10 protein-coding genes are annotated in these 11,548 nt (G+C 64.7%); 5 read left to right on the top strand and 5 right to left on the bottom strand.

All coding sequences use genetic code 11. The features are described from left to right. Positions 1 to 14: 14 nt before the first annotated feature. The 4 genes from fdx to lpxO form a co-directional block, all read right to left on the bottom strand. Positions 15 to 347 (bottom strand): ISC system 2Fe-2S type ferredoxin, encoded by a 333-nt coding sequence (gene fdx, locus O3298_RS13255; protein ID WP_289905099.1) that lies wholly within the window; start codon positions 345 to 347, stop codon positions 15 to 17. 89 nt (positions 348 to 436) lie between these two features. Beyond that, the gene (locus O3298_RS13250) at positions 437 to 1,069 is read right to left on the bottom strand and encodes a carbonic anhydrase (protein WP_099664103.1); all 633 of its coding nucleotides are present in this window, start codon (positions 1,067 to 1,069) and stop codon (positions 437 to 439) included. A gap of 43 nt (positions 1,070 to 1,112) precedes the next feature. Continuing rightward, a complete protein-coding gene (locus tag O3298_RS13245; protein WP_305059623.1) occupies positions 1,113 to 1,526 on the bottom strand; it encodes a DUF6331 family protein in 414 nt (137 codons plus the stop codon). An 83-nt stretch (positions 1,527 to 1,609) separates the two neighbouring features. Further along, positions 1,610 to 2,509, bottom strand: a complete 900-nt coding sequence (gene lpxO / locus O3298_RS13240; protein ID WP_099664101.1) for a lipid A hydroxylase LpxO — start codon at positions 2,507 to 2,509, stop codon at positions 1,610 to 1,612. 143 nt (positions 2,510 to 2,652) lie between these two features. On the opposite strand from lpxO, the gene O3298_RS13235 reads away from it, so the two are divergent. The 3 genes from O3298_RS13235 to O3298_RS13225 all read left to right on the top strand — a co-directional run bounded on the left by O3298_RS13235 (position 2,653) and on the right by O3298_RS13225 (position 5,578). Then, positions 2,653 to 3,087 carry a hotdog fold thioesterase gene (locus O3298_RS13235; protein WP_099664100.1) on the top strand — a complete coding sequence of 145 codons (435 nt, stop codon included), beginning with the start codon at positions 2,653 to 2,655 and terminating at the stop codon, positions 3,085 to 3,087. A gap of 266 nt (positions 3,088 to 3,353) precedes the next feature. Beyond that, complete coding sequence (locus O3298_RS13230; RefSeq protein WP_289909791.1) at positions 3,354 to 4,934, top strand: methyl-accepting chemotaxis protein; 1,581 nt, start codon at positions 3,354 to 3,356, stop codon at positions 4,932 to 4,934. A 107-nt stretch (positions 4,935 to 5,041) separates the two neighbouring features. Beyond that, the gene (locus O3298_RS13225; protein ID WP_099664098.1) at positions 5,042 to 5,578 is read left to right on the top strand and encodes a CPBP family glutamic-type intramembrane protease; all 537 of its coding nucleotides are present in this window, start codon (positions 5,042 to 5,044) and stop codon (positions 5,576 to 5,578) included. Positions 5,579 to 5,689: 111 nt separating this feature from the next. On the opposite strand, the gene O3298_RS13220 is transcribed toward O3298_RS13225, so the two are convergent. After that, positions 5,690 to 7,183, bottom strand: coding sequence for an MFS transporter (locus O3298_RS13220; RefSeq protein WP_305059622.1), 1,494 nt, complete (start codon positions 7,181 to 7,183; stop codon positions 5,690 to 5,692). Between the two features lie 109 nt (positions 7,184 to 7,292). Between O3298_RS13220 and O3298_RS13215 the strand changes: the two genes are divergently transcribed. Both O3298_RS13215 and O3298_RS13210 read left to right on the top strand, forming a co-directional pair. Next, on the top strand, positions 7,293 to 8,213 hold the full coding sequence (locus O3298_RS13215; protein ID WP_305059621.1) for a LysR family transcriptional regulator: 921 nt from the start codon (positions 7,293 to 7,295) through the stop codon (positions 8,211 to 8,213). A 291-nt stretch (positions 8,214 to 8,504) separates the two neighbouring features. Next, entirely contained in the window at positions 8,505 to 11,543 is a 3,039-nt protein-coding gene (locus O3298_RS13210; RefSeq protein ID WP_305059620.1) for a calcium-binding protein, read from the top strand. Positions 11,544 to 11,548 lie beyond the last annotated feature (5 nt).

The raw sequence follows: 11,548 nt of genomic DNA, 5'->3' as shown, positions 1-11,548 counted from the left end.
AGCCGCGCCGGGGATTATTCCTTGGCGTGGTTGAGCGTGTACCTGGGCAGTTCAAGCGTCAGGTCTTCCTGCGCCATGCGCGCCTGGCAAGACAGGCGCGAGTGGGGCTGCAAGCCCCAGGCCTGGTCGAGCATGTCTTCTTCATTGTCGCCAAGTTCGTTGAGCGAGTCGAAACCCTGCACCACGACCACGTGGCAGGTGGAACAGGCGCCCACCTGGCCGCAAGCGTGTTCCATGTCGATCTTGTTGAGCAGCAAGGCGTCGCAAATGCTCATGTTTTGCGGCGCGTCAAACACGGCGCCTTCGGGGGCCAGCTCGGGATGGGGTAATACGGTGATGGTTGGCATACGATAATCTCCTTGAGTACCGCTACCTTGCACCTTCCCGTCTGGACAAGGTCAAGCGCAATGTTGCGCCTGACGGGGATGGCTTGCGCCTACAGCTTCGAGGCCGGATGTTCCGCGAGCGGGACAAACTGGCCGGTAGACTCGTCGAGCGCATCGAGCGAGCCATTTTCGATGTCATACACCCAGCCATGCAGGGTCAGGCGCTTTTGCGTGATGCCCAGCGCCACCGAGGGGTGGGTGCGGATGTTGTTGAGTTGCGCCACGACATTGGCCCGCACCATGCCGTCGATGCGGTCCTGTTCCGTCGCATGCTCGATCGATTCATTGATCATGCGCGCCGCGTCAGAGTGCCGCAGCCAGTTCTTGACTGCCGGCATGTGGTCGAGGCAGGTGCAGGTGGCGATGGCTTTCATCGCGCCGCAATCGGAATGGCCGCAAATGACGATGTCCGTCACATTCAGGGCCGCCACGGCAAATTCGACGGACGCGCTCACGCCGCCCGGTTCCGGGCCGAACGAGGGCACGATATTGCCCGCGTTGCGGATCACAAACAGTTCGCCAGGTTCGCGCTGCGTCACCAGTTCCGGCACCATCCGGCTGTCGGAGCAGGAAATGAACAAGGCCTTGGGCGTCTGTCCCGTGGCTAGTGTCTTGAACAGCTCTCGGCGTTCAGGAAAGACTTCCTTCTGGAAACGTAGAAACCCGGCAATGATGTCGCGCATAAATAAGAGAAGAGAGTGGTGTGAACCCGTATTATCGCCTATGTCAGCGCGGCTGGCTTGCCGGCCGGCCCGTTTCAGGGGCCGCCGTGCAGCGCTCGACATGCTCGAGCAATTGCAGGAACACGCGTTTGTCGGCCATGTGGTTCAGCGTGTTGCTCGTGAAGACGTCGCTGGCGGCCGCTGCCACGGCGTTGCGGGCTTGCGCGCAGGCGGCGTGCAGTTGCGCGCGGTCAAGGTCTACCAGCGCCGCAGCGATGCTTTCGGGCGTGAAATCGAAGGCATCCATGCCGCAACAGCCGGCCACGCAATAGGTTTCCAGGCGGCAGATCAGCGGCCACAGTTCGTCCAGCAGGGCATCGATGTCGATGGCCTGGTCATAGCGGCCGTCAAGGCTGATGAACTCGATCCATGCATCGTCGCCGATCTGGATATCGTACTGGCGGTCGCGTTCGGTCATTTGCAGATTCTCCTGGTGAGTGGCATCGCATTATAAAAAAAACCGCCCGAAGGCGGTTTTTGTCAAAGAAGCGATGCCGGCATCTAGATAAAGTAGATCAGCGCGATCACGCCCACGACGAGGGCCACGCGGGTGACCTGGTACGCCGTCTTGTTCCACGCCTTGAAGCGGCGACGATACTGGCCCATGGTCCAGGAAATCTGGAACAGCTTGCTCACGCCGCCCACCTGGTCGCCCAGCTCGTTCGGCGAGGCGGCGGCCGTCATCAGGGTGCGGCCCAGCCAGCGGTTCAGCGCTTGCGCCCAGCGGTAGCGCATCGGGCGTTCGATATCGCAGAACAGGATGATGCGGTCGCTGTCGGCGTCGTTGCGGGCCCAGTGGATATACGTTTCATCGAACATCACGGCCTGGCCGTCGCGCCAGCTGTGGCGCTCGCCATCGACGTCGATGAAGCAGCGGTCGTCGTTCGGCGTCTGCAAGCCCAGGTGGTAGCGCAGGGAGCCGGCGAACGGGTCGCGGTGCGGGTTGAGCTTGCCGCCCTGCGGCAGTTCCGCGAACATGGCGGCCTTGATCGACGGAATCGATTGCAGCAGCGCATAGGTTTGCGGGCACATCTGCTGCGCCGACGGGTGGTTCGCGTCATACCATTTCAGGTAGAAACGCTTCCAGCCATACTTGAAGAAGGAATTGAAACCCACGTCATTGTTCTTTTCGGCCGCCTTGATCTTTTTCATTTCCTGCATGCGCAGCGCTTCATCGCGGATGATTTGCCAGTTCTGCTGCAGCGGCGCCAGTTCCGGGAATTGCTCGACGGCTAAATAGGGCGTGGCCGGCACCTTGGAAAAGGTGTGCATGAACAGGTTCAGCGGCGCCATGAACGAGGAGTGATCGAAGATCTGGCGGCGGAACGGCAGGCGCACCTTGCCACGAAAATGAATATGTAAAACAGAAAACACAAAAATGCCCAGCAAGGCCCACTTCATACACAACCTCGTTTTTAAAGAATGGGGCAATTATAACCAGTTAATGCCGGCGCCACCCCGTGCCACGGTGAAGGAAAGATGAAGCGGCGCGCGGCAGCGCTCTGTCCTACAATGGCTGTTCTCTCCACTGATATGAGGTAACGATGGAAATCTGGCACGCACCGCTCGACCTGGCCACCCTCAACGCCGCTAGTGTAGGCACGGCCATGCGCCACCTGGGCATCGAATTTAGCGCCTTCGGCCCCGACTGGATCGAAGCGACCATGCCCGTCGACCACCGCACCATGCAGCCTTTTAAACTGCTGCATGGCGGCGCTTCCGTGCTGCTGGCCGAAACCCTGGGCAGCATGGCCGCGAATGCCTGCCTCGATTCCAGCCGGCAAGTGAGCGTGGGCCAGGAAATCAATGCCAACCACGTGCGCGGCGTGCGCGGCGGCCAGGTGACGGGGCGCGCCACGCCGATCCACCGGGGCCGCACCAGCCAGGTCTGGGAAATCCGCATCACCGACGACGACGGCAAGCTGTGCTGCATCTCGCGCATCACCATGGCCGTCATCGATACGCCAGGCCAGCGTTAATTGTCTTTTTTGATATGCGTCAAGGCATTAAAAGTGAGCGCGTGGAATCATCCGTAACGCTGTTCGCTTATAATTCAGTGTGCTGTTGTATGGCGCAGGGTATGTCCCGCGCGCCTGCATTGCCCGAAATTAGAAGCTGACTGCCCAAAAAACGCCAGTTAGAGACCCATCCTGCGCCATGCAGGAAAGGCAACACGACGGCGAGCAGATCGCTGGTTTTTAAATAACCAGCAACAATCAACTTTATTTACAGGGCAATAACAACAATGATGTCATTCAATCGTTTGACGATAGGCGCGCGCCTGAGCGCAGGCTTCGGGCTGCTGGTGGTATTCATGCTGGTGCTGGCGGCTTTCGCGCTGCTGCGCATCGGCGCCATCTCCGGCGCCATGGACGCGCAAGACAAAGTCCAGCTGGAAAAACTCGAACCGCTGTACGTGGCGCGCGAAGCGCTCGACCAGACGGGCCTGGCCGCCCGCAACGCGTATATCTTCCATGACCAGGCCGCCGCCGAAAAAGAGCTGGCCATCCTCGACAGCCAGAAGGCGCTGTACCTGGAAGCTCTGGCCAAGCTGGCGCCGCGGTTCGCCGGCGATCCGCAATTCGAGAAAGTCAGCGCGGGCTTGAACACCATGGCGCAGCAATTGCAGCGTCCGCGCCAGTTCCGCGCCACGGGGCAGATGGAACAGTACGGCACCTTCCTCGTCGAGGAGTGCAGCCCCCTGCGGCGCCAGATCGTCGCCGACATCGATACCGTGCTGAAAAACGTGCAGCGCGAATCGGAGCAGGCCAGCGTGGCCGCGCGCGCCATCTATGGCCAGTCGCTGCGCTGGATCGGCGTGCTGGCCGCCCTCAGCGTGCTCATTTGCATTTTTGTTGCCACCGTCATCACGCGGGGATTGCTGCGCCAGTTGGGCGGCGAACCGGGGTATGCGGCCTCGATCGCGGGGCGCATCGCGCTCGGCGAACTGGCCATCGACGTGCACACGCGCCACGGCGACGACAGCAGCCTGCTGTTTGCGATCAAGACCATGCGCGACAACCTGGCCGCCATCGTCGGCAAGGTGCGCCACGGTACGGAAAGCATCGCCACGGCTTCGACCGAGATCGCCTCGGGCAACCGCGACCTGTCGCAGCGCACGGAGCAGCAGGCCGGCTCGCTGGAAGAGGTCGCCTCATCGATGGAAGAACTGATTTCCACCGTGCGCCAGAATGCGGACAATGCTCAGCAGGCCAACCACCTGGCGCGCGAAGCGTCGAAGGTGTCGGAGCAGGGCGGCAAGGCGGTGGCCGAAGTGGTGCACACCATGAGCCTGATCAATGCCTCGTCGAACAAGATCGTCGACATCATCGGCGTGATCGACAGCATCGCCTTCCAGACGAATATCCTCGCCTTGAACGCGGCCGTGGAAGCGGCGCGCGCGGGCGAGCAGGGACGCGGCTTTGCCGTCGTCGCCACGGAAGTGCGCAACCTGGCGCAGAGGTCAAGCGCCGCCGCGCGCGAAATCAAGCTGCTGATCGACGATTCCGTCAGCAAGGTGGGCACGGGAACCTTGCTCGTCGAGCAGGCCGGCGTCACCATGCATGACGTGGTGGCCGGCATCGGCCGGGTGACGGGCATCATGGCCGAGATCAGTCACGCCACGCAGGAGCAGGGCGCCGGCATCGAGCAAGTCAACCGCGCCATCGTCGACATGGACCGCGTGACCCAGCAAAACGCGGCCCTGGTCGAGCAGGCGGCGGCCGCCGCGCATGAATTGCAGCAGCAGGCGGCGCAGCTGGAACAGGAAGTGGGCATCTTCAAACTGGCCAAGCCGGCCAACGGCCCGCTGCGCCTGGCGGCCTGACGCCGATAGCGCGGCAGCGCGGCGCGCCATGCGCCGCGCTCCACAGCCATGCGCGAACAGTCCTATTCCGCGCTACAATGAGCGCTGGATCACCGCCAGGACTACTCATGCAAGTGCGCAGCAGCCATGATCTCTCCAGCCCGGACGACGACGGCCCGGCGCCTCCCGTGCTGCAGCTGGCCCTTGCCGGCCTCGGCTGGGGGTTACTCACTTGCATGCTGTGCTTTGCCATCCTGTTCCTCACCAAATGGCTGTTGCCGCCCGAATACTGGGGCGCGCACACGGGCTTGTCCAAGTTCAAGCGCGAAATGTCGCTGCCGCTGCTGGTGTTCTGGGTCGTCATCTATTCCCCCATCCTGGAAACCTTCCTCGGCCAGCTGCTGCCGCTGGAAATCCTCCGGCGCCTGGGCGCCAGCCGCCAGCTGAGCATTTTTATCGGCGCCATCCTGTGGGCCATCGTGCATTTCATCAGCGGCGGCTTGCTGCACGCCATCGTCGCGCTGGGTTCGGGCGCTATGTTCAGCTTTGTCTACCTGCGCTACCGCGGCCCGAGTGTGGCCGTGGCCTACGCCACAACGACATTCTCGCGCGCCTGCAATAACATCGCCATCCTCGTCGCCGTGTTTTACGGCCTGGACGCCTAGGACGCCTGCCCAAACCTGCTGCGCGTCGGTATAGATGGCCTGCGATGCTCACCGTACCTGAGTACGGTTGCGCTTCTCGACCACCTCTACCTTCCGCTCGCGACGGTTTTGTCAAGCGTCGTGAAGTTCTCTTTTCTTGAGTAAATACGGCACCAGCGCCGCCAGCCCCACGGCCAGCACGGCCAGGCCATTGAGCAAATGGCGGAAGGCGGCGTCATAGCTGGCGCGCAGCAGCGCTTCGTGGCCTCCCAGCAGTTGTGTTGCCTGTTGGATATCACCGAGCGCGGCGCGGCTGGCGGCGGCCAGCACGGGCAGGCCGGCGGGCAGCTGGTGCTGCAGCGCGGCGCCGATCAGGCTGGCCAGCACGGCGCCCGCCAGGGCCAGCGCCACGCCATCGGCGCTGATGCGCACGGTATTGAAGATGCCCGTCGCCATGCCGGCCCGCGGCGTGTCCACCACGTTCAGGGCCATGCCGTCCATCAAGCCCCACGGCAAGCCGATGCCGGCGCCCACCAGCAGCAGCGGTCCCGCCAGCGCGGCGGTGCCGCCGTTGCCCAGCACTTGCGCCAGCCAGGCCAGTCCGGCGGCCGCCAGCAGCAATCCCGCCGCGCACACGGTGCCGGCCTTGAACCAGCGCAATAGCAGCGCCGCCAGCATGGGCACGACCAGCAGGGGCGCGGCCAGGGCGATCATCAGGCGGCCCGCCGCCAGCGGCGACACGCCGTCGATGCCGATGAAGCGCCCCGGCAGCATGACGATCAGCACGATGAACAAAAAGGCGGGCGAGGCGGCCAGCACTTGCACGGCGACGAAGCGGCGCTGGCGGAACAGGGTCAAGTCCAGCATGGGCCGCGCCGTCCTGCGTTCGACCGCGACAAACACGCAAAACAGCAGCGCGGACGAGGCGATGGACAGTTGCACGGCCCCGCTGCGCCAGCCTTGTTCGGGCGCCAGCAGCATGCCCAGGGTCAACAGGGACAGCGCGCCGCTGAAGCTGAGGGCGCCGGGCCAGTCCAGCCGCCCTTGGGCACGGGGCGCATCGGCCGGCACGCTGGCCAGCACCAGCAGCGCGCCGATGGCGCCCAGCGCGGCCGTGGCGTAAAAGATGGCGGGCCAGCGGGCCAGTTCCAGCATGGCGCCGGCCGCCAGCGGGCCGAAGGCCAGGCCCAGGCCGAACGTCGTGCCCAGCACGCTCATCACCCGGCTGCGCGCCGCGCCGTGGAACAGGGACGCCAGCGACGACATGGCGGCGGCGAACGCGGCCGCGCCGCCCAGGCCCTGCACGAAGCGCAGCGCGGCGACCAGCGCGACGGACGGGGCCATGGCGATGGCCAGGGTGGCCGCGCAAAACAGGGCCAGGCCCGCCAGCCAGACGCGGCGCCGGCCCAGCACGTCCGTCAGGCTGCCGGCCACCATCATGGCGCTGCCATAGCTGAGGATGTATGCATTGATGACCCAGTTCAGGGCGGCGGCGCTGCCGCGCAATTCGGCGCCGAGGGCGGGCAGCGCCACGGCCGGGCCCGTGAAGCACAAAGGAATCAGCAAGCCCGTCAGGCAGGCGGCCAGCACTTGCAGGGCAAGCGTCAAACGTGGGGAAGAGGGCATGGAAGTGGGCTCGGAGAGAAGGAGCGGCAAGTATGGCGCACCCGTCATTGAAGAAAAATAGGCTAAACTGATCAACATATCGGACACATTTGTCTTTAATGGGGAGCGCATGGATAGTCTCGGCGGCATCGCCATGTTCGTACAGGTGGCCGGCAGCGGCAGTTTTTCGGCCACGGGCCGGCTGCTGGGCCTGTCTTCGTCGGCCGTGGGCAAGAGCGTGGCGCGCATGGAAGCGCGGTTGGGCGCGCGCCTGTTCCAGCGCAGCACGCGGCACCTGGCGCTGACGGCGGAAGGGGAAAAATTCCTGCAGCGCTGCAAGCGCATCCTGGCCGAGGTGGACGCGGCCGAACGGGAATTGAGCGAGGCCAGCAGCGGCCCCAGCGGCCGCCTGCGTATCAGCCTGCCACGCTACAGCGGCTTGTTCGAGCCGGCCATCGGCGCTTTCATGCAAGCCTATCCCGCCATCGAACTCGATCTCGATTTTTCCGACGCCATGGTCAACCTCGTCAGCGACGGCTTTGACGCGGCCGTGCGCACGGGCGAGCTGGCCGATTCAAGCCTGATGCGGCGCAAACTATGCACGTTCCGCCGCTTGCTGGTGGCGTCGCCCGCCTACCTGGCGCGCCATGGCCAGCCCGCCGATGGCGCTGCGCTGCTGCGGCACGCCCGCCTGGACTACCGTTTTCCCGCCACGGGCCGCCTGGAGCCGTGGCCGCTGATGGACGCGCTGGCCCAGCCGGCGTCCGGCATGGTCTGCAACAGCGTGGAAATGCGCGTCTTCCTGGCCTTGCAAGGGCAGGGCATCGCCTACCTGCCCGCGTTCGCCGTGCAGCGCGAGTTGGCGGCGGGGCAACTGGTTTCGCTGCTGGACGCGCATACGCAGGCGCGCACGGCATTCTGGCTGCTGTGGCCAGCCAGCAGCCATCTGCCGCCGCGCTTGCGCGTGTTCATCGATTTCCTGGTGGCGCAGCTGCAGGATCAGACGTTCGGCGCCCGGCCGTCAAGCGAGAGTTCTGTCCCTGCCGCCTGAAACCATACGCCATCGCAGCGGGCGCGCCCGCGCGCTTCCTTCCCCGCCTCCCTTCCACCATGCAGTGTGACATTTGCATGACAAATAACAGTGCTACACCCGCTTGAACGTCAATACGGCGTGCATGCGAGGCGGCGTTCAATCGCGCGCCGTCCCTGCGCCGAAAGTGCCGGACCGTTGAAGGTGCACGCTGAACTGCAAGTGGAGGCGGCCGGAACTTTTGCCTTGCATGTCAGCTTGCGCCGACATATTCACTCTTGGTTTTGACGTTTAATGACAGGAAACTGCAACATGACTGAAAAATTTGCATCGCAAACTTCCACCGCTGCCGACGGCATGTCCGCCATCGAGGCATACCTGAACAGTGTCGCGGCCGCCCCGCAGCGCTTCATCGGCACGGCGAACGCGGATGTGCTGACCGGCACCACGGGCGCGGACGTGCTCGAAGGCCTGGCCGGCGACGACACGTATTACGTCAACGACAGCGGCGACGTGATCGTCGAACTGGCCAACGGCGGCAACGACAGCGTGTACACCAGCGTCAATTACACGGTGGCCGAGAACGTGGAGAAAGTCTACCTGACCGCCGCCGGGCTGACCGTCACGGGCAGCGCCAATACCAATAATATCTTTTACGTCGACACGGCCGGCGGCAACAGGATCGATGGCGGCGGCACGGGCAACTCGGTCGTGTATATCGGTTCCCGCACGGGCGTGACGGCAACGCTGCTGGGCGCGAATGACCCTCTGACGGCGCCAGGGGGCAGCGACGTGCTGCTCAACTTCGCCAACCTCATCGGCAGCAAATTCGATGATGTGCTGACCGGCAATGAACTTAAAAACAGTCTCCTGGGCGGTATTGGCAACGATACCTTGCGCGGTGGCCAGGGCGATGATCACCTGATTGGCTTGGGCGGTGACGACACCTATATTTTTGCCCGTGGCGATGGTGCAGATTTCATCACCGAAATGGCCGAAGCGGGGGCGCACAACGTCGTTTCCTTCCTGGCCGGCGTCAGCGCCGACCAGCTGTGGTTCCGCAAGGTCGGTTCGAACCTGGAAGTGAGCACCATCGGCACCGGCGACAAGATCACCATCGGCGGCTGGTACAGCGAGGGCATCGTGCCCCGCATCCAGGAATTCCGCACGGCCGACGGCCGCGTGCTGCTGGGCAGCGACGTGCAAAACCTGGTGCAGGCGATGGCGGGACTGACGCCGCCGCCGGCTGGCCAGCTGACTTTGCCTGTCTACGAAGCCACCGTCCTGGCGCCCGTGCTGGCGCAGAACTGGCGCATCGAGGGACCAAACCAGCCCGGCAATGGCGTTTTCACCGGCACGGCGAACCCCGACATCATCAAGGGCACGGCGGGCGCCGACGTGATGGCGGGCCTGGCCGGCGACGACATTTATTACGTCAACCATGGCAACGACGTGGTAACTGAACAGCCTGGTGGCGGCCGCGACACTGTCTACACGACCGTCAGCTACACCATGGCCGCCAACATCGAGGAACTGCACCTGGCCGCAGCGGGCCTGGGTGTGACAGGCAACGGCAGTGGTAACGTCTTTCACGTCGACGTAGCCGGCGGAAACTTGTTGTATGGCATCGGCAGCAATAATTCCGCCACCTATGCCGGTTCCAGGGCGGGCGCCACGGCGACCATCGCTCCCGCCGGCGGCAGTACCGCATTCCTGCCTGGCAGCGATGTGCTGGTCAATATTTCCAGCGTGACAGGCAGCGCCTATGACGATGTGCTGATCGGCAACGAACTGGCCAACAGCCTGTCCGGCGGCCTCGGCAACGACACCTTGCAAGGCGGCCAGGGTGCCGACACGCTGGCCGGCGGCCTGGGCGACGATACCTACGTGTTTGCCCGCGGCGACGGCGCCGACGTCATCACCGAGCTTTCCGCCGACGCCGGCTACGACGCCATCGCCTTCCTGGCCGGCGTGAACATCGAGCAGCTGTGGTTCCGCCAGGTGGGCGCGGACCTGGAAGTGAGCACCATCGGCACGACGGACAAGATCACCATCCGCGCCTGGAACGCGGCCGCGCCGAACATCGAGGAATTCCGCACGGCGGCTGGCCACGTCCTGCGCGGCGCCGACGTGCAAACGCTGGTGCAGGCGATGGCGTACCTGGCGCCGCCTGCGCTGGGCCAGCTGACCTTGCCTGCCGCCACGGCCGCCGCCCTGGCGCCCGCGCTGGCCCAGGCCTGGCACTTCAACGGCCCCACGCAGCCGACGGGGCAAACCTTCACGGGCACGGCAAATGCCGACGTCATGTATGGCACGGCCGGCGCCGACCTGCTGCAGGGCCTGGGCGGCGACGACACGTATTACGTCAACCACGGCGGCGATTTCATCGACGAACGGGACAACGGCGGCAACGATACCGTGTTTACCACGGTCAACTACACGGTGGCCGACAACGTCGAGAATGTGCGCCTCGGGGGCCCTGGCCTGACCGTGACGGGCAGCTCCTTCACCAACAACATCTTTTTCGTCACTACCCCCGGCGGCAACGTGCTCGACGGCGGCGGTGCGGGCAACGCGCTCAATTACGTCAACGCAAGCGCCGGCGCGACGGTTGCCTTCGCAGCCGTAGGCACGGCACTGGCGGCGCGTCCGGGCGTGGATGTGGTGGCCAATTTCAACGCGGTCGTCGGCAGCAAGTTCGATGACGTGCTGATCGGCAATGAACTGAAGAACACCCTGCTGGGCGCCCTGGGCAACGATATCTTGCAGGGCGGCAAGGGCGACGATGTCCTGGCCGGCACGCTGGGCAACGATACCTATATCTTCGCCCGCGGCGACGGCGCCGACATGATCAACGAGGCCAACGAGGCGGGCAGCCGCGACGTGGTGTCCTTCCTGGCCGGCGTCAGCGCCGAGCAGCTGTGGTTCCGCCAGGTGGGCACGGCTCTGGAAGTGAGCACCATCGGCACCAGCGACAAGATCACCGTCACCGGCTGGTACGAGAGCGCGGAGCGGCGCATCGAGGAATTCCGCATGGCCGATGGCCGCGTCTTGCTGGGCAGCGACGTGCAAAAACTCGTGCAGGCGATGGCGGGCCTGACGCCGCCGCCGGCTGGCCAGCTCACCTTGCCTGCCGGCACGGCCGCGACCCTGGCGCCCGTACTGGCGCAGAACTGGCGCGCTGCGCAACAAACCCAGGCCGCCAGCTCGGGCGGCTTTGCCGGCTGGCAAGCGGATGCCGCGCAGCTGGTGCAAGCGATGGCCGGCTTTGCCGTGCCGGCGGCCGCATCGGCGCCGTGGTCGGCCCATGGCGGCCCGGCGTCGCAGATCCAGCTGGCGGCGGCCCACTAACGGCT

The sequence above is a fragment of the Janthinobacterium sp. SUN137 genome, from assembly GCF_030587265.1.
GTDB classification, from domain to species: Bacteria; Pseudomonadota; Gammaproteobacteria; order Burkholderiales; family Burkholderiaceae_D; genus Janthinobacterium; species Janthinobacterium kumbetense.
This window is presented reverse-complemented; position numbering and strand designations above follow the sequence as displayed.

Coding starts and splice junctions, on each gene's coding strand:
- fdx (WP_289905099.1), bottom strand. CDS start 347: ATGCCAACCATCACCGTATTACCCCATCCCGAGCTGGCCCCCGAAGGC.
- O3298_RS13210 (WP_305059620.1), top strand. CDS start 8,505: ATGACTGAAAAATTTGCATCGCAAACTTCCACCGCTGCCGACGGCATG.
- O3298_RS13230 (WP_289909791.1), top strand. CDS start 3,354: ATGATGTCATTCAATCGTTTGACGATAGGCGCGCGCCTGAGCGCAGGC.
- O3298_RS13225 (WP_099664098.1), top strand. CDS start 5,042: ATGCAAGTGCGCAGCAGCCATGATCTCTCCAGCCCGGACGACGACGGC.
- O3298_RS13245 (WP_305059623.1), bottom strand. CDS start 1,526: ATGACCGAACGCGACCGCCAGTACGATATCCAGATCGGCGACGATGCA.
- O3298_RS13220 (WP_305059622.1), bottom strand. CDS start 7,183: ATGCCCTCTTCCCCACGTTTGACGCTTGCCCTGCAAGTGCTGGCCGCC.
- O3298_RS13250 (WP_099664103.1), bottom strand. CDS start 1,069: ATGCGCGACATCATTGCCGGGTTTCTACGTTTCCAGAAGGAAGTCTTT.
- O3298_RS13215 (WP_305059621.1), top strand. CDS start 7,293: ATGGATAGTCTCGGCGGCATCGCCATGTTCGTACAGGTGGCCGGCAGC.
- O3298_RS13235 (WP_099664100.1), top strand. CDS start 2,653: ATGGAAATCTGGCACGCACCGCTCGACCTGGCCACCCTCAACGCCGCT.
- lpxO (WP_099664101.1), bottom strand. CDS start 2,509: ATGAAGTGGGCCTTGCTGGGCATTTTTGTGTTTTCTGTTTTACATATT.